General features: G+C 67.2%; 24 protein-coding genes. 10 read left to right on the top strand and 14 right to left on the bottom strand.

The window, feature by feature from the left end; all coding sequences use genetic code 11:
• Positions 1-112 precede the first annotated feature (112 nt).
• Positions 113-475, top strand: coding sequence for a MerR family transcriptional regulator (locus tag E3O62_RS04155; protein WP_241973308.1), 363 nt, complete (start codon positions 113-115; stop codon positions 473-475).
• 689 nt (positions 476-1,164) lie between these two features.
• On the opposite strand, the gene E3O62_RS04150 is transcribed toward E3O62_RS04155, so the two are convergent.
• Positions 1,165-1,815 carry a peptidoglycan DD-metalloendopeptidase family protein gene (locus E3O62_RS04150; protein WP_134397637.1) on the bottom strand — a complete coding sequence of 217 codons (651 nt, stop codon included), beginning with the start codon at positions 1,813-1,815 and terminating at the stop codon, positions 1,165-1,167.
• A gap of 1,008 nt (positions 1,816-2,823) precedes the next feature.
• Here E3O62_RS04150 and E3O62_RS04145 point away from each other — a divergent pair.
• From E3O62_RS04145 to E3O62_RS04135, 3 genes are all read left to right on the top strand, one after another.
• Positions 2,824-3,072, top strand: a complete 249-nt coding sequence (locus E3O62_RS04145; protein ID WP_370448881.1) for a hypothetical protein — start codon at positions 2,824-2,826, stop codon at positions 3,070-3,072.
• A 266-nt stretch (positions 3,073-3,338) separates the two neighbouring features.
• Positions 3,339-3,713, top strand: a complete 375-nt coding sequence (locus E3O62_RS17020; RefSeq protein ID WP_241973307.1) for an RNA polymerase sigma factor — start codon at positions 3,339-3,341, stop codon at positions 3,711-3,713.
• Positions 3,714-4,285: 572 nt separating this feature from the next.
• Positions 4,286-4,633, top strand: a complete 348-nt coding sequence (locus E3O62_RS04135; protein WP_134394026.1) for a DUF3140 domain-containing protein — start codon at positions 4,286-4,288, stop codon at positions 4,631-4,633.
• A gap of 212 nt (positions 4,634-4,845) precedes the next feature.
• On the opposite strand, the gene E3O62_RS04130 is transcribed toward E3O62_RS04135, so the two are convergent.
• From E3O62_RS04130 to hutH, 3 genes are all read right to left on the bottom strand, one after another.
• On the bottom strand, positions 4,846-5,526 hold the full coding sequence (locus E3O62_RS04130; protein ID WP_134397636.1) for a Pr6Pr family membrane protein: 681 nt from the start codon (positions 5,524-5,526) through the stop codon (positions 4,846-4,848).
• Between the two features lie 688 nt (positions 5,527-6,214).
• The gene (locus E3O62_RS04125; protein WP_134397635.1) at positions 6,215-7,891 is read right to left on the bottom strand and encodes a M23 family metallopeptidase; all 1,677 of its coding nucleotides are present in this window, start codon (positions 7,889-7,891) and stop codon (positions 6,215-6,217) included.
• Positions 7,892-8,056: 165 nt separating this feature from the next.
• Positions 8,057-9,607, bottom strand: a complete 1,551-nt coding sequence (gene hutH, locus E3O62_RS04120) for a histidine ammonia-lyase (protein WP_241973306.1) — start codon at positions 9,605-9,607, stop codon at positions 8,057-8,059.
• A 141-nt stretch (positions 9,608-9,748) separates the two neighbouring features.
• On the opposite strand from hutH, the gene E3O62_RS04115 reads away from it, so the two are divergent.
• A complete protein-coding gene (locus tag E3O62_RS04115) occupies positions 9,749-10,513 on the top strand; it encodes an IclR family transcriptional regulator (RefSeq protein ID WP_134397633.1) in 765 nt (254 codons plus the stop codon).
• Between the two features lie 187 nt (positions 10,514-10,700).
• Here the strand turns inward: E3O62_RS04115 and E3O62_RS04110 are convergent, their stop codons facing one another.
• The 3 genes from E3O62_RS04110 to E3O62_RS04100 form a co-directional block, all read right to left on the bottom strand.
• Positions 10,701-11,768, bottom strand: a complete 1,068-nt coding sequence (locus E3O62_RS04110) for an alpha/beta hydrolase (RefSeq protein WP_134397632.1) — start codon at positions 11,766-11,768, stop codon at positions 10,701-10,703.
• A gap of 98 nt (positions 11,769-11,866) precedes the next feature.
• Positions 11,867-12,979, bottom strand: coding sequence for an aromatic acid exporter family protein (locus tag E3O62_RS04105; protein ID WP_134397631.1), 1,113 nt, complete (start codon positions 12,977-12,979; stop codon positions 11,867-11,869).
• Between the two features lie 62 nt (positions 12,980-13,041).
• Positions 13,042-13,521, bottom strand: a complete 480-nt coding sequence (locus E3O62_RS04100; RefSeq protein WP_134397630.1) for a GNAT family N-acetyltransferase — start codon at positions 13,519-13,521, stop codon at positions 13,042-13,044.
• A gap of 262 nt (positions 13,522-13,783) precedes the next feature.
• On the opposite strand from E3O62_RS04100, the gene E3O62_RS04095 reads away from it, so the two are divergent.
• Positions 13,784-15,943 carry a DEAD/DEAH box helicase gene (locus tag E3O62_RS04095; protein ID WP_134397629.1) on the top strand — a complete coding sequence of 720 codons (2,160 nt, stop codon included), beginning with the start codon at positions 13,784-13,786 and terminating at the stop codon, positions 15,941-15,943.
• Between the two features lie 94 nt (positions 15,944-16,037).
• Here the strand turns inward: E3O62_RS04095 and E3O62_RS04090 are convergent, their stop codons facing one another.
• The 7 genes from E3O62_RS04090 to paaI form a co-directional block, all read right to left on the bottom strand.
• Positions 16,038-18,794 (bottom strand): HAD-IC family P-type ATPase, encoded by a 2,757-nt coding sequence (locus tag E3O62_RS04090; protein WP_134397628.1) that lies wholly within the window; start codon positions 18,792-18,794, stop codon positions 16,038-16,040.
• A 9-nt stretch (positions 18,795-18,803) separates the two neighbouring features.
• Positions 18,804-19,316: a universal stress protein gene (locus E3O62_RS04085; protein WP_198413755.1), complete on the bottom strand. Its 513-nt coding sequence runs from the start codon at positions 19,314-19,316 to the stop codon at positions 18,804-18,806.
• A 72-nt stretch (positions 19,317-19,388) separates the two neighbouring features.
• Positions 19,389-19,733: a winged helix-turn-helix domain-containing protein gene (locus tag E3O62_RS04080; RefSeq protein ID WP_134394016.1), complete on the bottom strand. Its 345-nt coding sequence runs from the start codon at positions 19,731-19,733 to the stop codon at positions 19,389-19,391.
• Positions 19,734-19,743: 10 nt separating this feature from the next.
• Positions 19,744-20,142 carry a hotdog fold thioesterase gene (locus E3O62_RS04075; RefSeq protein WP_134397657.1) on the bottom strand — a complete coding sequence of 133 codons (399 nt, stop codon included), beginning with the start codon at positions 20,140-20,142 and terminating at the stop codon, positions 19,744-19,746.
• A 54-nt stretch (positions 20,143-20,196) separates the two neighbouring features.
• Entirely contained in the window at positions 20,197-20,832 is a 636-nt protein-coding gene (locus E3O62_RS04070; protein ID WP_134397627.1) for a TetR/AcrR family transcriptional regulator, read from the bottom strand.
• 74 nt (positions 20,833-20,906) lie between these two features.
• On the bottom strand, positions 20,907-22,217 hold the full coding sequence (gene paaK, locus E3O62_RS04065) for a phenylacetate--CoA ligase PaaK (protein ID WP_134394049.1): 1,311 nt from the start codon (positions 22,215-22,217) through the stop codon (positions 20,907-20,909).
• A 33-nt stretch (positions 22,218-22,250) separates the two neighbouring features.
• Entirely contained in the window at positions 22,251-22,685 is a 435-nt protein-coding gene (gene paaI / locus E3O62_RS04060) for a hydroxyphenylacetyl-CoA thioesterase PaaI (protein ID WP_134394014.1), read from the bottom strand.
• 116 nt (positions 22,686-22,801) lie between these two features.
• Here paaI and paaA point away from each other — a divergent pair, with 116 nt between their 5' ends.
• Genes paaA through paaD form a run of 4 tightly spaced genes read left to right on the top strand, consistent with a single transcriptional unit; the run spans position 22,802 to position 25,438 of the window.
• Positions 22,802-23,785, top strand: coding sequence for a 1,2-phenylacetyl-CoA epoxidase subunit PaaA (gene paaA, locus E3O62_RS04055; RefSeq protein ID WP_134394013.1), 984 nt, complete (start codon positions 22,802-22,804; stop codon positions 23,783-23,785).
• Complete coding sequence (gene paaB / locus E3O62_RS04050; protein WP_104102564.1) at positions 23,785-24,090, top strand: 1,2-phenylacetyl-CoA epoxidase subunit PaaB; 306 nt, start codon at positions 23,785-23,787, stop codon at positions 24,088-24,090. Before paaA ends, paaB begins: the two co-directional genes overlap by 1 nt.
• Positions 24,087-24,917, top strand: a complete 831-nt coding sequence (gene paaC / locus E3O62_RS04045; protein WP_134397626.1) for a 1,2-phenylacetyl-CoA epoxidase subunit PaaC — start codon at positions 24,087-24,089, stop codon at positions 24,915-24,917. Before paaB ends, paaC begins: the two co-directional genes overlap by 4 nt.
• Positions 24,911-25,438, top strand: coding sequence for a 1,2-phenylacetyl-CoA epoxidase subunit PaaD (paaD, locus tag E3O62_RS04040; RefSeq protein ID WP_134397625.1), 528 nt, complete (start codon positions 24,911-24,913; stop codon positions 25,436-25,438). Before paaC ends, paaD begins: the two co-directional genes overlap by 7 nt.
• The last annotated feature ends 2 nt before the right edge of the window (positions 25,439-25,440 follow it).

The raw sequence follows: 25,440 nt of genomic DNA, 5'->3' as shown, positions 1-25,440 counted from the left end.
GGACTGGCATTCATTGTCAGCCGACGATCACAACTCTACCCTAACGTTAGGGTTATGTTTGAGTTGACGCGTGAGAGGTACCGCCATGTCACCGACTGAGTCCACGGCAACGATGCATATCGGCGAGCTGGCCGAACGCACCGGACTGTCACTACGAACCATCCGCCACTACGACGAAATCGGTTTGCTCAGGGCCTCAGGCCGGACCGATGGCGGCTTCCGCCTCTACACGGACGAAGACCAGGCCCGGCTGATCCTGATCCGGCGCATGAAGCCGCTGGGCTTCTCGCTTGAAGAAATGATGTCGCTCCTCAAGACCATCGACACACTGGACGGCGCCATCGAGGGCGCCGACATCGCCGCCGTGAGGTCGGACCTGGAGTCCTTCATTGCACAGGCCGAGGAGCGGCGCCAGGGGCTGCGGGATCAGCTCGCAATGGCCGACGAATTCCTTGCTCTCCTGCGCCAGCAGTGAGCGAGTGCCCTGCGGTGGACTCAGATGGCTGAGGGTTGGGAACAGCTCACTTCTGCGAATTCACGGGACCCTGAGTAGTGTGACCCGCGGTCGCCCTGACGACCGCCGCGAGTCGGAGCCGCCGGTCGAATCAGAGTGTGCGCAACAGGGAAGTCACCTCGCGCCTCATCGACATGGGGTACTCGGTCGTGGGCGTGCCTCGGTCATCGCGATCGCATTCTTAGCCCCGGCCGCATCGTCGTTCAGTTCCGGAAACACGGTGAGGAGACCTTGGAGGCCGGCGACATCCTCGGCCAGGATCCAGTATTCTGCGCGGTCGAACTTTCGTCGAGCCCGGTCAGCTACTCCGGCGACCGCCACGCCGTCGCGCGAAGCGCACGCCTCGACCCACCCCGGGACAGAGATAAACGAGACGGACCGTGAACCCGGATTATGTGCGTCGGCGATCATGGATGACGTGCCCTGGGTCATTGGGGACGCCCGCTTCGATCCGCACACACTTGCCAACGTAGGGTTGACTCGACGCCGGATCGATGCGGCTCAGGCTTGCTGTCCAACATCCAACGATGTCGCCAGCAAGGGCCCTGTTTTGGGTCCGCGTCAACAAGCGTGATGCCGTGATCACTGAAGCCGAACTGTTAGTGCGCGAAAAGCTGAGAGGCGGCATGGCGGGTGGCTGCCTGCGCCATTCATGCGGCCGTGAAGGCCTCCCCGTTCCTCGGCAGCCAGTTGCCACCGTTGACCTGAGGGCGCTCAAAGACGATCGGCCCGCCCCGCGCCGTCGGCCAGGCCGTTGAGTCCGTGACTTGCACGTGCACGTGAGGCTGCGTGCTGTTGCCCGAGTTCCCGCATGATCCGATGTTCTCGCCGACCATGACCACCGATCCAACTGCGACGCTCACCGATCCTCGCTGGAGATGGGCGATGAGCACAAATGGCCCGGCCGGCTGCAGTGCGATGACCACGTGATTGCCCGCGATCGCGCGCACGCCCTCTCGAACTCGGCGCGCTTGGGAGAGCGCGTAGGGAATCAACGCCAATTGTGAGCGCCGGGCCTCGTGATCAAGCTCACCGTCGACCGCGGCAACGACTGTGCCCGATGCCGGCGCAAGGATCGGGGCGCCGAATCCGGCAAAGAGCTCGGGGGGCTCCGTCGCTAGCACGGAGCGCCAACCGTGCTTCGCCGAACGGCCTCGTTCGTCGACGGCGATGAAGTCGATTGCGAAGGTCGTGCCGAGCAGATAGGTGCCATGGCTGGGAACACGGTTCGCCGGACTGTTCTCTGCGGTCCACCGGCCCTGGAACGGAAATCGCAGCACGACGGGGGGAGTGCTCAACATGACAGCACCTCCGGCCGCGCATAGTGATGAGGCCCGTTCGAGCGACACGTTCAGTGTAGCGAGAGGCACGAGTCCACCGGGCCCGACTAGATCGGTCTAGGTTGAGGCGTCTCGCCCGCAAGCCGACCCGCGTTCGGACGCGAAGGTCACATGAACCGGGCGGTGCGGTTCCCCCCCCCCCTGGCATTGAGGCGGGACGTCGCTACCAATCCCGCAGAACAACCTCCACCCGCACAGGCATACCTGCCGGACCGGCACAAATCGGTCCCGCACGAAGCACGCGATCGGTATGCCTAACCGCCCGTCACACCCCTGCCAGAAATTTGGTTTTGCCCTCTGTCGTACGCCTGGACGGTGAGCGCTCACGCGTTTCGCTGAGGCGGACACTGACGTCGACGCGCTTCCGCCATTGCGGGAAAAACCCCGCCGATCGACGATTCGGTCCTGTCGACCGCACCCGCCGGGAACTGAGGCAGATGCGCTCGCTCGGTGACCAAAAGACCCTTGAATGCGCCCGTTCTCAGCGTAACGGCGCCCCAGCAGCATGCCCCGCACCGATTCCGTGGATCGGTCCAGCAACCACTTGTCAATGACGAACAACGTGAACGCGGTGTCTTTGCGGAGGAACCTCCCGGGCCCGCCGGATGTGTCTTGGGCGGCGACCCAGGCTTCCTCGAGGTCGGGCATAATTGTCCGATGACGGCCAGGAAGAGTGCCCGTTGGTGGCCATGAGATCAGCCCGATTCCTTTTCTGGATCCGACCGCTTAAACGGCGGGAGTATCCTCTTGGGCAATGTTTACCGTGTCTCAGTCGCACCAAAGCTCCCAGGAGGAGGCCCTGCATAGAGTTAAAAGTTAGAGGGGGCCATCGTCGGCGACATCGAGCGTTCCGACGCCCGTGGCTTGCTCGATCGGCCAAGGCCTGCGCATCAGAATTTACGTTGTCGCATCGCATCGCATCGCATCGCATCGCATCGCATCGCATCGCATCGCCTCAAACTCACCACCGTGGCCACGGCAGTTATCGACCGCAGGACCGATTTGGGAAGCCGCGTCGGGGCGAGAGACGACGCCGACGTCCACTACGGCCTCGCCGCCGGCAAATCCGCCGAGCGGGCGGCGACCCTCGCCACCGCGCGCGCCCGAAACCCCGAGCGCTGCAGCACCAGCTGCGACCCGAAGATCCTCGCCACCCCCGACGCAGCCTGGATCAACAAACCCGCCGCTCAAGAAAAAGAGCCGAAACTAGCCGCCTAAACTCACGCTGGCCTCATTCACCTTGACAAATTCCGCAGTCACGGCAGGTCAATCACTCAGGTTGTCGCTCACGGTTGGCTGGTGCGTCGCGAGCCTCGAGAAGGCAATTCGGGGGGACTCCTCGGCTGTGTGTCGCAATAGAACGAGAGTTTCGAAGAAATGGAAATCGGCGACGTTATTCGCTGGACAACCTTCACAGCGTTTCGCGATGTGATTACGCACTTGACATCAAGCGCAGAATCCGGATCCACCCGGGTGGTGAGCGCATGACCGCGATCAGTCCTGTGCGAGACCAAATGAATGGTTTCGATCACCGGCCGGCGCTGCCGCACGCTGCCACGGGCGGCCCGGCCGGCGAGGACGTGATGCCACTTTACGACGTTGGCACGCCGCAATTTGAGGACAACACTGATGGTGTCCTTGTCACCTACGCCGTCGCGGGAATCGACGCTGCCTTTGCGATTCTGGTGCGCCGGCATCGACCGCTGATGCGCTGTTGCGCTCTGCGGTTAATCGGCTCGGGTGCGGAAGCCGACGACGTCGTGCAGGAGTCGTGTGTTACCGCGTGGCAAAAGCTATCGACATTGCATGACGGTAGGTGTTTGAAGTCTTGGTTGATGCGGGTCATGCTCGGGCTCTAGTTACTCGGTGATCGCGGGCGAACTCGGGGTTCCAGTATCAACGGTGCGAGGACTACTCGCTCGATCTCGTCATACTCTCGCTCACGAAATGGCGTGTTGGCGCTTATCGCCCGCATCCAGCTGCGAGAACACGCACCCAGAGCGGGGCCTTTAATACACGTGGGCGTCACAGTGTGAAAAGAGCCTTCACAGTGGCTCCTAGCCACGCCGACTGTGCCTCCGACTGCATTTTTTTTGCGGTCTAAGGGCATATCTTGCAGAGCGCAACAGTAGAAGTCATGATCGAAGGCTAGGGCCTCGAGTAGGGGCCGAGGAGACAGCTGTCGACGGGGTTGCAAAAGCGTCGCCGTTATCGAACGAAAAAGCCCCGGTTGTGTCGCCCAGGGAAAGACGAGCAAGAGAACCAGGGCTGATCATCGGAGTGGGGGAACTCCGATGCGGAGCGCTACAGGGACGGTTCCTGCTGGCGGATTCGGCTCGCCCGAGAACATCTCACTCCCACCTCGGAGGACTTTTTACGCGGAGCCTGAAAGACCCTTGTTGCCGCGCATCATCACAGCAATGATTGATTCATGGCAGATAAGCAGAACGATGTCGATGAGATCTGGGATGACTGGAAAGACGCGATCACGATGACCGTCAGTGAGCTCAAATTGTGGCTCGACACGGATGAATCCAAGGAAGTCGGACAAAAAAACGATGGCAGCGGAGAGTCCATCGGGCACAAGTCCGGTCGCAGGATCGTGACAATTCTTGAAACGAAGAAAGCCGATCTGACTGCGTCCGATGTCGAACATATGCATAAGGTCGTCAGCTACGTGAAGCGGCACAGGGCACAGGGACCGGATTCCGATGTCGAGCACTCACGATGGCGATACTCGCTGATGAACTGGGGAAATGATCCACTGAAGAAGGCATGACGTAGGAGGTCGGTGCAAAGTTCACCGCGCACGCCGTGTTGGAGGAGCGCCTGTTCTACAAGGGGGCGGGTTCGGCGGGTGCGCCCCATCGTGGGACCAGGAGACATGAGCGACCGGTTCAGCTATTGGGTTTCCCGGCTGGGGGCCTACGACGCACGGCTCTCCAGTCGTGCAACCGGACGCCTCGGTCCCGAACACTTTAGGGGGTTTAGCTAGCGCATCTCTGCCAGCGCGGGGCTGCGAAGGGGGTTCAACCGACTTACGGTCCAGATGACGGCGGCGAAAATGACGGTGGCAACAGCGATAGCAAGAGCGTAGAGCGCGACGATGCTGTAGCCCTGGGCCGGGTTCAAGAAGGGGTAAGGCACCCATCCGTCGGTTGCCCCGCGGACGAGCACGACCATGATCCACACGATCGGGTAAATGAGGGCGATCCATATTTCGTTCCATCGGAGGGGGCTGCGGTCGTTGAAGATCAGCCAATCGAGTGCTGCGGCGAGGGGCAGGACGACGTGCAACACGGTGTTGGCCCAGGCCAGAGAGACGCCTCCTTCGAGCCCGGCGAGCAGCAAGTTGTAAACGAATCCGGTAATCACTATGTAGGTAGTGGCACACCCCCTCGCCAACACCAAACGTGGGGATTGGTGTCTCCCGAGGAAGGAAACGAAGGCGGAGACTGCCAGCACGATGACCACAATGATGTTGCTCTGCATTGTGAAAAAACCGAAAAAGTTGAAGGGGTTGATCGTGGCGCGGGTGGCTGTGTCGAAGAATGTCGACACGATCGCCGCTATGCCGAGGAGCACGATGGCTAGGCGAAGTGACGGAGCAAGGAGTTTCATATTTCGTCTCTGATCGGTGGTGCGGGTGCTGTGCACATCTGTGTTCTGCATGAATCCTAAGGGTTACGACTTACATGGCAGATGCCAGTGCGGGGGAACCGATGCCCCTGAATTTGATTCCACGGACCGGGGTGCTTGCGCGAAGGATCGATGGGGCCATTAGCTCGCAGGCCTTCCGGTCGCTGGCGCACGAGCCACGACCGCGGCTCCCTGCGGGATCTGGACGGGTCGGCCAGGCATTCGCCCGGACTCGCGCGGCGTGACTATGTCAGTCGCGAAGCAGCGCAGCGAACGCATCCGAGAGCTCACTCCTTTCCCTGCCCAATTCGGGCAGCACTGCCAAGCGCCCGACTGCTATAGCTTCGAAATCACCCTCGTCGACAACTGATCGGGAACTTGACCCGCAATCTCAGGGATGCACCAACCGGAGTATCGAGACTGTCGCTGCGGGGCGTTCCGCTAGAGTTCCACGCCTAGGCGGCATCGACGTCGGTGCCGGCGCGGGGGTCGGTGTCCTGGTCGTGGCGCGGTTGATGGTGGTGGTGAGGGTTGTGTCGCGGGACCGGGGGACGGTGTCCACCATGACGGGTCGCGCTGCATCCCCAGTCGTCCGTGCGGCCACGACAGCACGAGCTGCGTCGTAGTTGGTCATGTAGCGGTTTGGGTCGGCGATTATCTGCACGGCATGCGCGGCCGCGTTGGGCGTGAACGACCCCAGCTTGGCGCGCTCACGAGGCACTCAGCCGAACGGCACACCGCGCTGCACCAGGAACGGCCGCGGGTCGACGGCGGTGCCGTCCGTTCGCACCTCGAAGTGCAGGTGGCAGCCGGTGGAGGCCCCGGTGCTGCCGATGCTCGCGATGACCTGCCCGGCGATGACCGTCTCGCCGACGCTCACGAGGGTCTGGCCCTCGGCGAGATGCGCATAGCCGGTGGCAATACCGTTGCCGTGGTTGATCAGGATCCAGTTGCCGTAGGTCCCGAGGGGTGCTGCCGTGACCACGACCCCCGCGCTCGCCGCATAGACGGCCGCCCCGCACGCCGCGCCGATGTCGGTGCCGCCGTGGACGTCGTTCACCTCAGGCAGCGGTTTATCGTGCCGGGGACCGAAGGCATCCGTCAGGGAGCCGACCGCCGGCGCGGCCCAGCCCGCATCGCTCGGTTGGCCTCCGAGCCGGCCGCCGAAGTCGTCGGTGCCGCCCGCGGGAACCAGGTTGGGCAGCGGTGTCAGAACCAGGGCGACCGGCGTGCTCGCCGAGAGATCGGTCACCTCAGCGGAGGCCGCATCGAGCTCCTGCTGGGCGCCCTCCATGGCGAGGCGGGTGTCGGCGAGCGGGATGGCCTCGATCGCGGCCCGAAGTGCGGCGTCCTGGTCTTGCAGTGCTTCCTCACGCTTCGTGTCGGCGTCGACCTGGGCCTGCACCTCGTCGAGGCTGTTCGTGAGCCGGTCCAGGCTGTCGAGCGTGGCGAGCCGGGCGAGCAAATCATTGCCGTCGCTGCTGCCCGCGAGCAGCACGTCCACGGCTTCGGGCCCCGATCGCTGCAGGGTGGCGCGAACGAGCGTCGCCAGCGCCCGCCGGGATGCCTCGGCCCTGGCGGCGGCGTCGGCGCCGTAGTCGCGCACCAGATCGGCCTGCACGACAGTGGCGTCATAGTCGGCCTTGGCCCCGGCGTAGGCGAGTTTCGCGGCGTCGTAGGCGGCCTGAGTGGCGGCGGCGGCCGTTCGGGCTGCTGCTGCTCGGGCGGCGGATGCCTGAGCCTCGGCCGTGCGGGCGGCGGCGGCCTGCGCTTCTGCTGCTGCAGCTCGATCGGCTGAGGCTGATCCGGCCTCCACGGTCAGCTCTGCCGGTGCCGGTGCCTGTGCAGTAGGCTCGGCGGCCGGTTCAGGCTCCGTGGGTGTGGACGGCTCCTCGCCGAACACTGAGGGAGTGGTGGGTGTGGGTGTTGGTGTCGGGGACGGCTCACCCATCGGCTCCGTCGTGGGGGCTGGAGCCGGTGCCGGTTCGAGCGTGGGGGCAGGGGCGATTGTTGGCTCGGACTCGGGCTCGGGCTCGGGGACGGGTGTCGGGGTGAGCGTCGGCACCGAGGAAGGAGTCGGTGCATCCATGGGGCAGGGCGCGGCAGCCGAGTCGGCCGGCCCGGAGGGCTGAGCCGGATCCGCGGGCAGAGCCGGATCCGCGGCCGCCGGGGCATCCGTCGGGAAGAGCCTGGCGCATGCATCACGGACAGCGGGCACCGCGGCAGCCGGATCCTCCGTCGCAGCAATAGGGGCGTCGTCGGCGAGGGACCGTGCGGGTGTCCCGAAAATCGTGAGGGCCACGATGACGGAGACGGCGAGCTGCGTCGCCAGGTACCGTGGCGGGACCGGGACCGGGGGCAGGGAAAGGCGGAGGCGAGATCGGGGGGAGGGGTTCATGAGTCTCCACAGTCCACTGTTTCAGGGCATCGATTCAGGGCATCGACGGGCAATTCCGGGGCGGTTGCAACGGGTTAGCGGGTGACATCATGACATGGGCCCGTGGGGCCGACAAGCGATTGACGCAGCCCGGAGTCCGTGCTGCCCTGCGATGCCTGGCGGGCCTCAGGCCAGCGGCCCGACCACGCCCGCCGCGGCATCCCGCACCGCGCCCGACGCCACGAGGCCCACGATCGCCTCGATCTCGGGGGAGAGGAACCGGTCGTGGCCGGGGCCGTCGGCCACCGTGCGCACGAGGGCCCGCACCGCGCCGGTGGCCGCGCCGGGAGGGAGCGGCGCGCGCAGGTCGAGTGAGCGCGACGCCGTCATCACCTCGATCGCGAGCACCCGGCCGAGGCCGTCGATCGAGTGCCGCAGCTTGCGGGCGGACGCCCAGCCCATCGACACATGGTCCTCCTGCATGGCCGACGACGGGATCGAGTCGACGGATGCCGGCACCGCCAGCCGCTTCAAAACCGACACGATCCCGGCGGCGGTGTACTGGGCGATCATCAGCCCCGAGTCGACGCCGACCTCGTGCGCCAGGAACGGCGGCAGTCCCTTGTTGCGATTCGCGTCGAGGTGGCGGTCGGTGCGCCGCTCGCTCATGCTCGCGACGTCCGCCGCGGCGATCGCGAGGAAGTCGAGCACGTAGCCCACCGGGGCGCCGTGGAAGTTGCCGTTGGACCGCACCCGGCCGTCAAGGGTGACCACGGGATTGTCAACCGCGCTGGCCAGCTCGCGGCCGGCGATCAGGGCGGCGTGGTCCATCGTGTCCCGGGCGGCGCCGTGCACCTGCGGGGCGCAGCGGAGGGAGTAGGCGTCCTGCACGGTGGGGTCGTCGGGACCGGCGTGGCTGGCGAGCAGCGGGGAACCGGCCAGCAGCGCGCGCAGATTGGCCGCGCTCGTGGCCTGGCCGAGCTGGGGGCGGAGGGCCTGCAAGTCGGCGGCGAAGGCGGCATCCGTGCCGAGGAGGGCCTCGACACTCATGGCCGCAGCGATGTCAGCGGTCGTGAGCAGGCGGGACAGGTCGGCGAGGGCGAGCACGAGCATCCCGAGCATGCCGTCGGTGCCGTTGATCAGGGCGAGCCCCTCCTTCTCGGCCAGCACGACCGGGGTGATGCCGGCCGTGGCCAGGGCCAGACCACCGTCCATCAGGGTGCCGGACGCATCCCGCACCAGACCCTCGCCCATCGCCGCGAGCGCGCAGTGCGCGAGCGGTGCGAGGTCGCCCGAGCAGCCGAGCGAGCCGTATTCGTGTACGACGGGGGTGATCCCGGCGTTGAGCAGGGCCGCGTAGGTCTCGGCGACCACGAGCCGCACGCCGGTGCGCCCGGTCATCAGAGTCGACAGGCGGAGCAGCATCAGCGCGCGCACGACCTCGCGCTCGACCTCGGGACCGCTGCCCGCGGCGTGTGAGCGCACCAGGCTTGCCTGCAGCTGGGCGCGGCGGTCGCTCTCGATGAACGTCGTCGCAAGAGCCCCGAAGCCGGTAGAAATCCCGTAGTGCGGGTGCACGTCCTGTGCGAGTCCCTCGATGATGCGGCGCGTCGAGGCGACGCCCTCACGCGCCGCCGCGGGCAGCAGGACGGGCGCATCGTGGCGGGCCACCGCGGTGACGTCGGCGAACGAGATCGGGCCGGTACCCACGGTGACAGATGCGCTAGCGAGATTCATCCTCCGATTCGACACCAGCCGGGCCGCCCGCACGACGGGTTTAGGCTTGATACTGTCCGGGATACCGGACATTTATTCGGTGCCGTTCACGCACCGTTCACACGCACCGTTCACACACACCGTTCACGGGGAGGCAGGCGCATGACCCCGTCGAAGGTTCCGGCGGCGCAAAGCACGCTGCGCATCCTCTCCCACCTGGCCACGCAGCGTGGCCCGGTGCCGGCGTCCCAGATCGCCACGGCCCTCGGGCTGCCCCGCTCGAGCGTTTACGACCTGCTCGCGGTGCTCGCCGACCAGGGCTTCGTGGTGCACCTGCCCGAGGAACAGCGATACGGCCTCGGCCTGGCCGCCTTCGAGCTGAGCTCGGGCTTCTCCCGGCAGCAGCCCCTCTCACACCTTGGCCGTCCGCTCGTCGCTGCGCTGGTCGACCGGCTCGGTGAGAGCGCCCACCTCGTCGTGCTGCACGGGCGCGACGTGATCTACCTCGTCGAGGAGCGTGCCCCCCGGCGCCCGTCGCTGGTGACGGATGTCGGCGTGCGCCTCCCGAGCCACCTCACCGCGAGCGGGCGTGCGCTCCTCGCCGCGCTGCCGGCAGCCCAGCTGCGGGCGCTGTACCCCAACGCCGCCGCCTTCGTCACGCGCCACGGCCGGGGACCACGCACCAGGGCGGAGCTGCGCACCCTGCTTGAACAGGTGCGCCGGGACGGGTATGCCCTGGAGGACGGGGAGATCACGGAGGGGATGGCATCCGTCGCCGTGGCCGTGCGCGACCACGCGGGCTGGCCCGCCGCGGGCATCGCCGTCACCTTCCCGCGCGAGCGCATCGCCGAGGCGGACTGGCCGGCGCTCGCCGCGCAGCTCGGCGGCACCGCCGCGCAGCTCTCCCGGCGCATCCGTGGCACGTAGCCCTGCGGCGCATGTGTTGCCTGCCCTCGGCTCCCCGCCTCCGCGCTGCCTGCCGTGGCTCGCGGCCTCCACAACGCTCGCGGCGCATCCTGTGGCAGCGGGCGCACGTTAGGACATGTGCCCGCTTCCCTACGCTGCGCCGCGAGGACGCGGCGCACCGCGGGCCCGCCGCCAGAGGGCCCCGCGGCTACTCGCCGAGCGTCGTGTGCAGGAAGGCAGCCACCTTTTCGCGCATGACGGCGTCGAGGATGCCGATCGAGTGCAGCGTCCCCGGCACCGTCACGAGCTCGTGGGCGACGCCCGAGCGTTCGAGTGCCGCCGCATACCCGGTGGCCTGCGACAGCGGAATGTACTCGTCGGTCGACGAGCCGAGGAATACGGGCGGATCGCTGCGGTCGAGGGTGCTCGCCGGCGACGCGGCCGTGGCATTGGCGCAGCCGCGCAGGGTTTCGCAGCCGACGTAGTCGCGCACAATGTTCTGCAGCCCCGCGGGGGCCCGGCCCGTGACGAGCGCCTTGTGGCTGAGGTCGAGCGGCGCGGAGAGTTCGGCGACCGCGGCGACCCGGGCCCCCGTGGTCAGCGACCCTGAGCCGCGGGTGCCGAGCAGTGCGGCGAGGTTGCCGCCGGCCGAGCCGCCGAACACGCCGATCCGGTCGGGGTCGATGCCGTAGGTCTGCGCATTGACGGGGTCGCGGGCCCACTCCACGGCCAGGGCGACGTCGTCGAGCGCGGCGGGGAACACGGCATCCGGTACCATCCGGTAGTTCACCGAGTAGGCGACGAATCCCTCGGAGGCGAGCCAGGCGCAGACTGCGCGCCAGTCGCTGTTGCCCTTGTCGCCTCGGGCCCAACTGCCGCCGTGGATGGAGATGACGGCCGGACGCAGCGCGGCCGCCGCGTCCTCCGATGACAGCACGACCGGCGGCGCCGCCTCGAGGGTCGTTTCCGCAGCGGGGGTGATCGTCGGCGAGCACACGTCGAGGGTGAGCACGGCACCGTCGGCCTGGGTGCCGTACTCAACATTTTCGTCGACCGTGATGCCTTCTGGCCGCTCGAACGTTCGGATGCCGACGATCTGGGTCGTGACGAGCTCGCTGCGCTGGTCGCCGGGTTCGTCGGGCGTCACGGAATACAGCGGGGGGCGGAAGCCGCCGAGGAGGGCCGTCGCAGCCATGGCGATGCTCACCGCGCCGGCAATCGTCAGAAAACGGATGCGATGCGAGCCGAATCGGGGATGGCGTGGGCCGGTGTTCACGTGTGCTCCGAGCTGCGGGGTAGTGCATCGAGACTAATTCGTCTCTCGCGCCTCACCGAATCCCGTTCGGGGGGCGGGGTGGGGCATCCTCGCCTGGGTCAGCGCGTCGGCGTCGGGTCGGGGGCGGCGTCGGCCTGGTCGCCCTCGTCGGCCTCCGGCAGGATATACGGCCGTAGGGCGGTGAGAATGCGGGTGACGTCCATCGCGACCGTCGCCGCGACCCCCAGCGACGTCACCGGGGCAGAGTTTCGCCGCTCGTCCAGCTCGGTCATCAGGTCCGTCAGGGCGGCATCCGCCTCGGCGAATGCCGCCTGCTCGTCATCATCCGTGTCCCAGTCCCGCAGCACGGCGGCCGCGGCGTGTAAGGTCCGGCCGAGCGCCGGCCGCAACTCGGGGTGCAACTCGAGCTGGACCGGCTGACCCCAGACCGCCGCGGCGAGCACCTCCGTCAAGTCGCGCACATGGAAGGTCACGTCCTCAAGGGCCGACAGCTCGTCGTAGTCCGAGCGAAGATCCCGCTGATGCGCGTGGGCGCGTGGGTTGCCCTTGCGACTGTCATCGGCGTGGCTGACCGCCGCGCGCACCGCGCGGCCGACCGCCACGAGCTCCTGACTGCGGGAGGCCCATCCGTCCCGTTCAGGTGGCCAGCTGTCGGCCAGGGCGTCGGCCACCTCCGAGAGCTGGTCGGCCAGGGTGCGGCGAAAGCGGATCAGCTGCCGGCCGACGGCTTCGAAGGCCAACGGCGGAAAGAAGAGGAGGTTCACGGCGAGGCCGATCACGATTCCCAGCGTCATCTGCACCAGATACCCGATGGAATAACCGTCGGCATTCGGCCCGCCGACGATCAGCACGAACAGCGCCGTCACCGGGATGTACTCCCGGCTCGCGCCGAACCAGCCGGTGGCCGAGATCGCGGCGCCGACGCCGACCGCGAGCGAGATGGTGAGAACGTTCGGCTCGCTCAAAACAATGACCGCCCCCGCGAGCAGGATTCCGACGGTGAGGCCGCCCAGGGTCTGCAGGGCGTTCCGCACCGAACTCATCAGCGTCGGGTACATGCTCACTAGCGCGCCCAACGGGGCGTAGTAGGGGTAGTCGTCGGCCACACCAGGCAGCAACGGCGCGATCGACCAGGCGATGGCGACGGCGATGGCGGCCTTGACCGCCTGCACGATTCTCGGGCTGGTCGCGGCCACTCCCAGCCAGGACACCGTCCTCCGTGCGCGATGCACACTCACCTGCGCCGAAGTGCCGGCGGTTGCCCGCTCCCGGGTCATGGCCGGGTTCCCGGGATCGTCTTGGCGAAGCAGACGCTGAAGGCTTCGCCCACGTACTGACCGAACAGGGGAACCTCCCGGTAGCCGACGCTCCGATAGAAGGAGAGCGCCGCATGGCTCTCCGGCCCGGTCTCCAGCACGATTTCCCGGATGCCGCGGGCCGCGGCATCCGTCTCGATCCCCGCCAGCAGGCGGGCGGCCACGCCGCGGCCCCGGGCATCGGGGTGCACGAACATGCGCTTCAGCTCCGCCGCGCTGGCGGTGCCGGCCCCACCCACCAGCGCGGCGATCCCCAGGGCGCGGGCCGTCGCATCCCGCACAACGTACACGGCGACACCCGGCTGCTCGAGCTCGTCGACGTCGAGCAGAAAGTTGCTCTCCGGTGGGTACAGCGATTGGGCGTAATCGCCGCTCAATCGCAGCAACTCGGCGATCTCCGGCTGCCGCGGGGACTCAATGGTGATGGTCGTCAGCATGTGAACAGAGTAAGCGGTGAAGGTGAACCGTGACATTGCGGCATCGATCAGGTAACGTAGACAGGTCGGCTCTTGACACCGCGTGTTATTTTGTGTGCGCGGATGGGTTTGTAAGTCAGGATGGGCCGGTTTCCCAGTAATCCGCTGGTGAAAAATCACTGTATGTGAACGGCCCCGGCCATAGACTGCCCGGGTTCTCAGGTTGCGTCGCGTGTGCGGCGTTGTTCTGCCATGTACCCAATACAACCCAGGAACATTTTCCATGCCTAAGAACTTCGATCCCAAGTACTCCGCCAAGGGTGGACCGTCCAAGGGCGGCAGCAAGAGTCCCGGACACCGCGGCCACAACGCCGCCGAGGGTGCACCCAAGAAAGCGCGGTGGAACGCCGGCGAGCGTGCCGACCGAGCCGCCGGCCGCCCCGCAGGCAATGACCGTCCCGCCTACGGCAACGGCCGCCCTGCCGGCAACGACCGCCCGGCCTACGGCCAGCGCTCCGAGCGCCCCGCCTATGGCGACCGCCCGAATCGCAGCGACCGTCCCTCTTCTGGTGGAGCCCCGCGCGGAGACCGCCCGTCGTACAACAGCGACCGTCCGCGCACGGACCGTCCGGCGTATAACAACGACCGTCCGTCGTACGGCGACCGCGCCCCGCGTACGGATCGTCCGTCGTACGGCGACCGCGCCCCGCGTACGGATCGTCCGTCTTATAACAACGACCGTCCGCGTACGGATCGTCCGTCTTATAACAACGACCGTCCGCGTACGGATCGCCCGGCGTACAACAACGACCGTCCGCGTACGGATCGTCCGTCTTATAACAACGACCGTCCGCGTACGGATCGTCCGGCGTATAACAACGACCGTCCGTCGTACGGCGACCGCGCTCCGCGCACGGATCGTCCGGCGTACAACAACGACCGTCCGTCCTACGGCGATCGTGCCCCGCGCACCGACCGTCCGGCGTACAACAACGACCGTCCGTCCTACGGCGACCGCGCCCCGCGCACCGACCGTCCGGCGTATAACAACGACCGTCCGTCCTACGGCGACCGTCCGGCCCGCACCGAGCGTGGCGGCTACGACCGTTCCGAGCGTTCGCACTCCGATCGTCCGGCGCGTCCGGCCCGCTCGGCATCCGATGGCGGCCACTCCAGCAACTTCTACCCCGACCGCGACACCAAGGCGCACTTCGCCGCCGGTGACGACGTCGTGCTTGAGCGCCTCGAAGCCATCGCGACCACGGCCGCCGAAGTCGTCGGCGTGACCTTCGGCGACCTGGGCCTCGGTGAGAACATCGTGCGCGAGCTCGCTACCCTCGGTGCCGCGACTCCGTTCCCGATCCAGGCCGCGACCATCCCGGACGTCCTCGCCGGGCGCGACGTGCTGGGCCGTGGCAAGACCGGTTCCGGCAAGACCATCGCCTTCGGCGCTCCCCTCGTGGAGAAGCTGCTGGAGAACAACGGCGCCAAGGACCGCAAGATGGCCCGCAAGCCTCGCGCGCTCATTCTGGCCCCGACCCGTGAGCTGGCTCTGCAGATCGACCGCACCATCCAGCCCATCGCCCGCAGCGTCGGCCTCTTCACCACCCAGATTTACGGCGGCGTTCCGCAGTACCGCCAGGTCAGCGCCCTCCAGCGTGGCGTGGACATCATCATCGGCACCGCCGGCCGCATCGAAGACCTCATCGAGCAGGGTCGCCTCGACCTGAGCGAGGTCGTCGTCACCGTCCTTGACGAGGCCGACTACATGTGCGACCTGGGCTTTCTCGAGCCGGTTCAGCGCATCCTGCGCCAAACCAAGAAGGGCGGCCAGAAGCTACTCTTCTCGGCCACCCTCGACAAGGGCGTCGCCCAGCTGGTCAAGGAATTCCTGATCAACCCGGCCGTGCACGAGGTTGCCGGCGAAGATCAGGCCTCCTCCACCATCGATCACCGCGTGCTCGTCATCGAGCACCGCGACAAGAGCGCCATCATCGGCCAGCTCGTCGACCGCCAGGGCAAGACGCTGATCTTCTCGCGCACCCGTGCCTACGCCGAACAGCTCGCCGAGCAGCTCGAAGACGCCGGCGTGAAGGCCACCAGCCTGCACGGCGACCTGAACCAGGCTCGACGCACGCGCAACCTGCAGATGCTGACCAGCGGTCGCGTCAACGTGCTGGTGGCGACGGATGTCGCGGCTCGCGGCATCCACGTGGATGACATCGACCTGGTCATCCAGGCCGACGCTCCCGACGAATACAAGACCTACCTGCACCGCTCCGGTCGTACCGGGCGCGCCGGCAAGTCCGGTACCGTCGTCACGCTCATCCCGAAGCAGCGTCGCCGCCGCATGGATGAGCTGCTGGGCCGCGCCGAGATCGAGGCCTCCTTCACGAACGCGGCCCCCGGCGACACGTCGGTGCGCGACCTCGCCGGAATGTAGTCGGCAGCAACTCCAGCACCTCCTGAAATAACGCGAGAAGGGGCATCCGCCGTCACGGTGGGTGCCTCTTCTCGCGTTGCGGGGCGGGCAGGCCTCAGCGGCGAGCTGCGCGATGCCCGGCTGCCCGCACGATGGCTTTTCGGGCCTCCTCGATCCAGAGCACCGACGACCCGACCAGCACGCACAGACCCCACTGGGCCGACGTGAGGGAGGTCGTGTCGAAGAGTCCCTGGAGCACGTCCAGCTGCACCACGAGGACCTGCAGGATGATCACGGCGGTGAGTGCCAGCCAGATGCTGCGGTTGGTGAACGTCTGGAGTGAGAAAACGGAGTGGGTGTCCGAGCGCACGTTGAGCAGGTTGAACACCTGGTAGAAGACGAAGGTCGTGAACGCGAGGGTGGTGGCGAAGGCCGCGTTGCCCGCACTGTCCGGGAACAGGGCGGACGCCTGGGTCAACACGGTCAGGGTTCCCGCGGCCATGACGAGGCCGAGCCCGAGAATACGCAGCATCCTGTCCCGGGTGAGCAGAGGTTCGTCGGACGGGCGCGGAGGACGGCTCATCGTTCCGGGTTCGGCCGGATCCAAGCCGAGCGCCAGTGCGGGTGGGCCGTCCATGATGATGTTGACCCAGAGGATCTGAAGCGCCGTGAACGGCGCGCCTGCGGCCCACCCGGTGACGCCCGCGATCAGGAAGATGAGCACGAATCCCCACGCCGTAGTCAGCTGGAACCTGACGAACTTCAGGATGTTGGCGTAGATGCCGCGTCCCTCCCGCACCGCGGCGACGATCGTGGAGAAGTTGTCGTCGGTGAGGATCATGTTTGCGGCGCCTTTGGAGACATCCGTGCCGGTGATACCCATGGCGATGCCGATGTCGGCCTGCTTCAGGGCCGGCGCGTCGTTGACGCCATCACCGGTCATTGCAACGACATTGCCGCCGGCCTGCAACGCCCTGACCACCCGGATCTTGTGTGCCGGGGTGACCCGGGCGAGCACCCCGTAGTCAGCGGCCCGGGCGGCGAGCGCGTGGTCGTCGAGGTCGTCCAGCGTCGGACCGGCAGCAGCCTCTCCGGGCAGGCCCAGGTTGCGGGCGATGGCCGAGGCCGTCACAAGGTGGTCGCCCGTGATCATGTGCACGCGGATGCCGGCGCCGAGCGCCACCGCGATGGCCTTGGCCGCCTCGACCCGGGGTGGATCGACGATTCCGACGATGGCGTAGAGGGTCAGCCCGGTGACCAGGGAGCGACCCGAGTCGTCGCCCGGAACGGTGCCGGCGTCGAGGGTGCGTCCGGCGACCATGATCGTGCGCAGACCCTCACCGGCCAGTTCCTGGATGGTGTCGTGGATCCGTTGCTGCATGGTGGCATCGAGAGGGCGGATGCCGTCGTCGGTGAGCACCGAGTCGGTCAGGGGCAGCAGTGCGCCCGGTGCGCCCTTGGCGAAGCAGCGGTGTCCGGGAGGTCGCGGCAGTCCGGTCGTCGGCTCTGCCGGCCGGTGGAATGTGGCCATGAATTTGTAGTCGGAGTCGAAGGGCACTTCGGCTACCCGGGGGTGGGTCCGCCTCGCAGCTGCGACGTCGATGCCGCCCTTCTCGGCGAGTACGGCCAGGGCTCCTTCGGTGGGGTCGCCGACCAGCATGCCGTCGTTCAGTACGGCGTCATTGCACAGGGCCATGGTCAGGAACGCCTCGGTGAGGTCAGGTAGGGGACGGTCATCGCCGGTGAGGATCCGGCCGTCGGTGGAGTAGCCCTCGCCGGTGATGCGGAAATCGCGGTCATGGGTGTGCAGTCGGCGGGCCGTCATCTCGTTCATGGTCAGCGTGCCGGTCTTATCGGTGGCGATATGGCTGACGCTGCCGAGGGTTTCCACCGCCGAGAGCTGCTTGATGATGGCGCCTCGGGCGGCCAGCCGCGAAGCGCCCATCGCCAGGGTGAACGCGACGACCGCGGTGAGACCCTCAGGAATGGTCGCCACGGCCAGCGAGACGGCGGTGATCAGCAGCTCGGTCCAGGAGTCCCCGCGCAGGAGGCCCAGCACGAAGACGATCGCCACCACGACCAGCGCCGCAACGGTGAGCAGCTGGGCCAGCTGGTCGATCCTCCGCTGCAACGGTGTTTTGTCGTTCTTCACCTCGTTCAACAGCACCGCGATGCCGCCGACGGCCGTGCCCATGCCGGTGTCGGTGACCACCATGGTGGCGCGGCCGCGGGTGACCAGGGTGTTCATGAAAAGCATGTTGGTGCGGTCTGCGAGCGGCAGTTCCGCATCGTCCAGAGCGGGAATCGTCTTCCCGACCGGCTCGGATTCCCCGGTCAGGGTCGCCTCGGCCACCTGCAAACCGGCATTCTCGATGATGCGACCGTCCGCCGGAACGGAGTCCCCGGCGTCGAGGAGCACGATGTCCCCCGGCACAAGATCGGAGAATTGCACCTCGAGTTCGGTTCCGTCCCGCCGAGCGACGGCCTTGCCTTCCGACAGTTGCTGCAGCGCCTGAAGGCTACTCTCGGCCCGCCGCTCCTGCACATAATTCAGAACGGTGTTGAGGATGATCACGACCAGGATTACGATCGGCGTCTCGAGTTCCCGCGAGACGACGGCGCTGACGACCGCGGCCACCAGGAGCACGATCGTCATCTTCTCGCCGAGAAGGCGCACGATCTTGCGCCAGGTCGGCACGCGGTTCGGCTTACGCAGCAGGTTCGGTCCGTATCGCCGACGGCGGTCGTCGACCTCGGATGCGGCGAGCCCGGTGCGGGCGTCGACGTCCTGCGCCGCCATGGTTCCAGCGGCCGAGAGGGTGTGCCAGGCGGCGTGCTCGGTGGCTGCCGCTGCGGGAGAGGTGGTGGGCATCCGTCTGGGTCAGCGATTCGGCCGTTTGCGCGTCACCAGCACCGGGCAGACCGAGAGCCGGGTGCACTGGTCGCTGACCGAGCCCAACAACAGTCCAGCCAGGTTGCCGCGCCCGCGGGAACCGACCACGAGCATCCGTGCCTCACGCGACACCTCGATCAGGCTGCGGGCAGGCCCCGCATGCACGGCCCGGTAGTCGACACTCACGTGCGGGAAGGCATGCACCAGCGCAGCGGTGTCCTCGATCAGTGCGGCCCGAACCGCCTCCGAGTATTCGGCGAACGTCGACACGTAGCCGAATTCCCAGTTCGCGGGCCTGGGTGCGGTGTCGATTGACCAGGCGCGCACGATCACGACCGGGGCGTGCAACGGTGCGGCGAGCTCGAACGCCGTGGTGAGCGCGTGGTCTGCGAAGGCCGAGCCGTCGTGGCCGACGACGATGCCGCCGGCCGGCGACGGCGCCGGCGTGGATGCCTCGGCGGTTTCCGGTGTACCTGAGGGGGTGGTGCCTTCGGTGCTCACGGCGGACTCTCCGATCTGGGGGATGAATGACGCAGAAACGATCAGAACACTCCCAGATTAGCGAACTGCCGTTCAGGTGTCCAACGTGGGGGGTGGGACCGGCACGAGCACGGCGAGCAGCTCGTCGAGTTCGTGGCCTTCGGACACCGGATGCCGGAATGGTCGCCCGGGGGCGATCTGGTAGCTGTTGCGCCGCCCGACCCGGGTTCTCGTGATGTACCCGCTCGCCACGAGATCGGCGATGATCTTCTGGGCGCCGCGCTCGGTGACGCCCACCCGGGAGGCCACCTCGCGCATCCGGCACTGTGGATCCCGCGCGATCGTGACGAGCACGTGGGCGTGGTTGGTCAGGAACGTCCAGCGGGCGTCGCTCCCGGGGTTGGGCCGGGGCTCCTGGTCAGGGTCCGATGCGTTCATGTAAGTGAGATTAGTCCACCGGTGTCGCGCCGTCTTGCGCCCGGGGCACGAACGGCGGTCGGTCGGGCGCGTCGACGATCAGGTTCGTGATGCGTGCAGTGCACAGCCGACGGCCCTGGTCGTCGCTGATCACGATCTCGTGGCAGGCGATCGTACGCCCGAGCCGGATGGCCGTCGCCACCCCGGTCACGATTCCCGACCGCGCCGCGAGGTGGTGGGTCGCGTTGATGTCGAGGCCCACCGCGCTTCGCCCCGGGCCCGCATGAATCACGGCAGCCCACGAGCCGAGTGCTTCGGCGAAGGCGACGGATGCCCCGCCGTGCAGCAGCCCGAAGGACTGCCGGTTGCCCTCCACCGGCATCGTCGCGACGACCCGCTCCGCGGACTGCTCGACAATGGTCACGCCCATCTTCTCGTCAAGTTCGCCGAGCGTGATCTTCCAGTTCTCGTTCACTTTTCTCCTCTATTCGGTGGTCGGGCGCGCCGAGACCCGCGAGCCCGGCGCCACCCGCAGCCCGTCGAGCGCCACCGCGAGCACATCGTTGGCGAGTTGCCCGGCATCTTCCGGCCCCTCCGGCCGGTACCACTCCACGATCGAGTTCACCATGCCGAACAGCAGCCGGGTCACGATCCGAGGGTCGATGTCGCCGCGCAGGGAACCCTCGTCGCGGGCCTCCACCACGAGGGCGGACACGGCCCGGTCGAATGCGCGGCGGCGGGCGAGCGCGGCGCGCTCGACATCCGTGTTGCCGCGCACCCGCAGCAGCAGCGTCACGTAGGGCAGCCGGGAGGTGAGCACCTCCACGGCTCCGCGCAGCACCGCGGCGAGCCGGTCGATGGCCGGGCCGCACTGGGCGCTCTGCTTGAGCAGTACCCCTTCGAGTCCGTCGAGGGCCTCGCCGAGAGCCTGTTCCAGCAGCTCCTCCTTCGAGGTGAAGTGGTGGTAGATCGCCGATTTCGACAGGCCGAGGCGGGTCGCGAGCACGCCCATCGAGGTGGCGTCGTAACCGAACTCGTTGAAGGCGGCGACCGCCACCTCGAGGATGGCGGGCTGGTCGTATCCGGGGCGGCCACGTTTGGCCAGGGCTGGTTCAGACATAATCGAGAAGTCTGTCACGGGCCGGGTTCCCGGAGGAGCGACCGGCCCGTGGCTGCGCGGGTTGTGCGGCAGACTCAGCGCAGGTCGTAGACACGCTTGTGCTTGCCGGTGCTGCGCTCGAGCGTGCCGGGTTCGACGATCAACACGTTGACGCTGGACCCGATCAGGTCCTTGATCTTATGGATCAGCAGCGCTGAGGCGATGTCGGAGGCCGCATCGCTGGCGTGCTCGTGCCGTTCGATCCGAACGGTCAGTTCGTCCATCCGGTTCGGCCGGGTCAGCTCGATCACGAAGTGCGGGGAGAGGCTCGGGATGCTGAGCACGATCTCCTCGATCTGGGTCGGGAACAGGTTGACGCCGCGCAGGATGATCATGTCGTCGTTGCGACCGGTGATCTTCTCCATCCGGCGCATGCCGGGGCGGGCCGAGCCGGGCAGCAGGCGGGTCAGGTCGCGGGTTCGGTAACGGATGACCGGGAACGCTTCCTTGGTCAGTGACGTGAACACGAGCTCACCCTGGGTGCCGTCAGGCAGCACGAGTCCGCTGTCGCCGTCGATGATCTCGGGCAGGAAGTTGTCCTCCCAGAGGTGCGGCCCGTCCTTCGTCTCGATGCACTCGTTGCCCACGCCCGGGCCCATCACCTCGCTGAGCCCGTAGATATCGAGCGCGTCGAAGTCGAGGCGGTCTTCCAGCTCGAGCCGCATCTGATTGGTCCACGGCTCCGCGCCGAGCACGCCCGCTTTCAGGCTGGACGAGCGAGGGTCCATGCCGGCCGCAACCATCGCATCCGTGATCGTCAGCAGGTAGCTGGGCGTGGCCATGATGACGTCCGGTTCGAAGTCCTGGATCATCTTGACCTGCTTGTTGGTCTGGCCGCCGGACATCGGGATGGCGGTGGCGCCCAGCGCTTCGATGCCCGCGTGCGCGCCGAGGCCGCCGGTGAAGAGGCCGTAACCGTACGCGTTGTGCACGCGCATGCCGGGCCGCACGCCGGAGGCGCGAAGGCTGCGCGCCACCAGGCCCGCCCACATCCTGAGGTCATTCTTCGTGTAACCGACGACGGTCGGCAGCCCGGTGGTCCCTGAGGAAGTGTGGATGCGCGCGACCTGGTCCATCGGCACCGCGAACATGCCGAACGGGTAGGAGACGCGCAGGTCGTCCTTGGTCGTGAAGGGCAGCAGGGCCACATCGTCCAGGGTACGGATGTCGTCCGGGTGCACTCCCGCCTCGTCGAACTTGCGGGTATAGAGAGGTACGTTCTGGTAGGCGAGCCGTACGGTCTTCTGCAGCCGGGTCAGCTGTAACGCCTGCAGTTCGTCACGGGACATCCGCTCCTCGGGATCGAGTTCATCCTGGGCCGGGGCGTGCAAGCGGGTCTTGGTCATCGTTGACATGGGGCCTCCTGGTGGAATACGGATCTAAAGTAGGGGAGCGACGGAACCGGGCACGGGAAAGTTGGTGGTGCGGCTGCGCCCACGGAACTCCGCCACCGGCACACTGTGCTCGTTGGCAACGCGCACGTCATACAGTCCGGAGCGACCGCTCTTGGTGCGCAGCACGGCGGTCGCGGTGAGGGTCTGCCCGGCGGCGGTGGGCTTCAGAAAGGTGATGTCGGCGCCCGACGCGAGCGTGACGTGGTGGTCGTCGTTGCAGGCGATCGCAAACGCGGTGTCGGCCAGAGCGAAGACGATCCCGCCGTGCGTCACGTCGAAGCCGTTCATCATGTCGTCCCGCAGGAGCATGGAGACGACCGCGCGGCCGGGCTCTGAGGCGTGCACGACCATGCCGAGTGCGGCCGATGCCCGGTCGTTCTCCATCATTGCCCCGTTGGAGGGCGGTAAAACTTCCGTCATGTGGTTCTCCTCATTGAGTTCCGCGGGCCGCAACGCATGGTTGTGGGGGTCGTAGGGAAACCATATACTAACTGAACGATCGGTTGGTAAAAGTTCGCCAAACCCAGGAGTCAACGATGACAATCCCGCCAGTTCCCTACGCTATCGCCCCGGACAGCGCCGCCACGGTGTCGGCCGAGGAGCAGCAGTTCAACGACCTGATTGCCGCCGATTCGCGAATCGAGCCGCGTGATTGGATGCCGGACGGCTACCGCAAGACCCTCATCCGCCAGATTTCCCAGCACGCGCACTCCGAGATCATCGGGATGCAGCCGGAGGGCAATTGGATCACCCGGGCGCCCAGCCTGAAGCGCAAGGCGATCCTGCTGGCCAAGGTGCAGGACGAGGCCGGCCACGGCCTCTACCTCTATTCGGCCGCGCAGACCCTCGGCATCAGCCGTGACCTGATGACGGAGCAGCTCATCGCCGGCAAGGCGCGCTACTCGTCGATCTTCAACTACCCGAGCCCCACCTGGGCCGACATGGGCGCCATCGGCTGGCTCGTCGACGGCGCCGCGATCTGCAACCAGGTGCCGCTCTGCCGCGCGTCCTACGGTCCGTACGGGCGCGCCATGGTGCGCATCTGCAAGGAGGAGTCCTTCCACCAGCGGCAGGGCTTCGAGATCCTGCTCGAGCTGATGAACGGCACGACCGCCCAGCGCGAGATGGCCCAGGAATCGGTCAACCGCTGGTACTGGCCGGCCCTGCAGATGTTCGGGCCGCCCGATGACGACTCGCCCAACTCGGCGCAGTCGATGGCCTGGAACATCAAGCGGTTCTCCAACGACGACCTGCGCCAGCGCTTCGTCGGAATGCTCGTGCCGCAGGCCGAGGTGCTCGGTGTGACGCTGCCGGACCCGGACCTGCGCTGGAACGAAGACAAGGGCGCGTACGACATGGGCGAAATCGACTGGACCGAATTCCACGAGGTGCTCGCGGGCCGCGGACCGGCGAACGCCAGGCGTCTCCAGCGCCGCCGCGATGCGCACGACGAGGGTCAGTGGGTGCGTGAGGCTGCTGCCGCGTACGCCGCCAAGCAGGCCGTGAAGGCGGTCGCATAATGAGCGCTCCCGGTGCATCCGAGAAGGAGATCTGGCCCCTTTGGGAGGTTTTCGTGCGCTCCAGCCGCGGAATCAGCCACACCCACGTGGGTTCCCTGCACGCTCCCGACGCCACCCTCGCGGTGCGCAACGCGCGTGACCTCTATACCCGCCGCAATGAGGGCGTCTCGATCTGGGTCGTGCCTGCCGACGCGATCACCACGAGCGATCCGGATGCGAAGGGTGCCTTCTTCGAATCGCCCGCCGGCAAGAACTACCGCCACGCGAGCTATTACACGAAGAGCGAAGGGGTGAAGCACCTGTGAGCGACACCATCGAACAGGACGGCCACGGCCACGTCGACGTCGACACGGTCCAGCTCTCCGCGGAACTGGTCGAAGCGGCATCCGTCGCCTCGCACGACGTGGCGGAATACGCGCTTTGGCTCGGCGACGACTCGCTCGTGCTGGCCCAGAACCTGGGCTGGTGGATCTCCCGCGCCCCGGAGCTGGAAGAGGACATCGCCCTCGGAAACATCGCCCTCGACCTGATCGGGCACGCCCGTTCCCTGCTGCACTACGCCGGGGCCGAATCCGGCCGAACCGAGGACGACCTGGCGTACTGGCGTGACGAACCCCAGTGGCGCTCGGCGCACCTGTTCGAGCAGCCCAACGGCGACTTCGCGCACACGATCGCCCGGCAGTTCATCGCGGCACACTACCTGTTCGAGCTCTACAGTGCGCTGACGCGGTCGACGGATGCGACGCTCGCCGCGATCGCGGCTAAGGCCGTCAAGGAGGTCGACTACCACCGCGACCATTCCATCCAGTGGGTGCTGCGTCTCGCTCAGGGTACCGAGGAATCCCGTCGGCGCATGATCACCGGTCTCTCCGACCTATGGCCGTTCGTGGAGGAGCTCTTCGTCGACGAGCCGTTGATCGACCGGCTGGAGGGCGTCGCCGTGCGGCCGTCCTCCCTCCAGGCCTCAGTCCTGGGCGCCATGTTCCCCGTGCTCGCCGAAGCCGAGCTCGAGGTTCCCCGCGGCTTCATCTCCTCCGGGGGCGGGCGCCGCGGCGACCACTCCGAGAACCTCGGGCCGTTGCTCGCCGAGATGCAGGTGCTGGCGCGGGCGCACCCCGGCGCGAAATGGTGACCGCGGCCTCCCTCGCCCGTCCGCGTCCGGGCGACGCGGCGTCGCAGAAGGCCTGGGACATCGCCGCCGAGGTCTGCGATCCGGAGGTCCCCGTACTCACGATTGAAGACCTGGGAGTGCTCCGGTCGGTCGCCGTTTCGGCCGACGGAACCCACGTCATCCTTACGCCGACCTACAGCGGATGCCCCGCGATGGAGGCCATGCGCGACGACGTCCGGGCGGCCCTCACCGATGCCCACTACCAGAACGTCACCGTGGAACTCGTGCTCGCCCCGGCCTGGACCACCGACTGGATGAGCGAGGAGGGCAAGGCGAAGCTGGTCAGTTATGGCATCGCCGCCCCGACCGGCCACTCCGGCGTGCGCCAGACCGGCGCCGTCCGACTCCAACTCGCGGTCAAGTGCCCGCGCTGCTCCTCACTGAATACGCGGGAACTCGCCCGCTTCGGTTCGACGTCGTGCAAGGCGCTCTACGAGTGCCGGGACTGCCTCGAACCGTTCGACTACTTCAAGGTGTTGTAACC

Source organism: Cryobacterium sp. TMT2-15-1 (genome assembly GCF_004402345.1).
GTDB classification, from domain to species: Bacteria; Actinomycetota; Actinomycetes; order Actinomycetales; family Microbacteriaceae; genus Cryobacterium; species Cryobacterium sandaracinum.
This window is presented reverse-complemented; position numbering and strand designations above follow the sequence as displayed.

Bases quoted from the DNA above. Each gene is read 5' to 3' on its own strand.
- E3O62_RS04080 (WP_134394016.1), bottom strand. From the start codon at position 19,733: ATGAACGCATCGGACCCTGACCAGGAGCCCCGGCCCAACCCCGGGAGC.
- E3O62_RS04100 (WP_134397630.1), bottom strand. From the start codon at position 13,521: ATGCTGACGACCATCACCATTGAGTCCCCGCGGCAGCCGGAGATCGCC.
- paaA (WP_134394013.1), top strand. From the start codon at position 22,802: ATGACAATCCCGCCAGTTCCCTACGCTATCGCCCCGGACAGCGCCGCC.
- paaI (WP_134394014.1), bottom strand. From the start codon at position 22,685: ATGACGGAAGTTTTACCGCCCTCCAACGGGGCAATGATGGAGAACGAC.
- paaK (WP_134394049.1), bottom strand. From the start codon at position 22,217: ATGACCAAGACCCGCTTGCACGCCCCGGCCCAGGATGAACTCGATCCC.
- E3O62_RS04095 (WP_134397629.1), top strand. From the start codon at position 13,784: ATGCCTAAGAACTTCGATCCCAAGTACTCCGCCAAGGGTGGACCGTCC.
- E3O62_RS04070 (WP_134397627.1), bottom strand. From the start codon at position 20,832: ATGTCTGAACCAGCCCTGGCCAAACGTGGCCGCCCCGGATACGACCAG.
- E3O62_RS04125 (WP_134397635.1), bottom strand. From the start codon at position 7,891: ATGAACCCCTCCCCCCGATCTCGCCTCCGCCTTTCCCTGCCCCCGGTC.
- E3O62_RS17020 (WP_241973307.1), top strand. From the start codon at position 3,339: ATGACCGCGATCAGTCCTGTGCGAGACCAAATGAATGGTTTCGATCAC.
- E3O62_RS04115 (WP_134397633.1), top strand. From the start codon at position 9,749: ATGACCCCGTCGAAGGTTCCGGCGGCGCAAAGCACGCTGCGCATCCTC.
- E3O62_RS04155 (WP_241973308.1), top strand. From the start codon at position 113: ATGCATATCGGCGAGCTGGCCGAACGCACCGGACTGTCACTACGAACC.
- E3O62_RS04090 (WP_134397628.1), bottom strand. From the start codon at position 18,794: ATGCCCACCACCTCTCCCGCAGCGGCAGCCACCGAGCACGCCGCCTGG.
- E3O62_RS04150 (WP_134397637.1), bottom strand. From the start codon at position 1,815: ATGTTGAGCACTCCCCCCGTCGTGCTGCGATTTCCGTTCCAGGGCCGG.
- E3O62_RS04075 (WP_134397657.1), bottom strand. From the start codon at position 20,142: ATGGGCGTGACCATTGTCGAGCAGTCCGCGGAGCGGGTCGTCGCGACG.
- E3O62_RS04130 (WP_134397636.1), bottom strand. From the start codon at position 5,526: ATGCAGAACACAGATGTGCACAGCACCCGCACCACCGATCAGAGACGA.
- paaB (WP_104102564.1), top strand. From the start codon at position 23,785: ATGAGCGCTCCCGGTGCATCCGAGAAGGAGATCTGGCCCCTTTGGGAG.
- paaD (WP_134397625.1), top strand. From the start codon at position 24,911: ATGGTGACCGCGGCCTCCCTCGCCCGTCCGCGTCCGGGCGACGCGGCG.
- hutH (WP_241973306.1), bottom strand. From the start codon at position 9,607: ATGAATCTCGCTAGCGCATCTGTCACCGTGGGTACCGGCCCGATCTCG.
- E3O62_RS04135 (WP_134394026.1), top strand. From the start codon at position 4,286: ATGGCAGATAAGCAGAACGATGTCGATGAGATCTGGGATGACTGGAAA.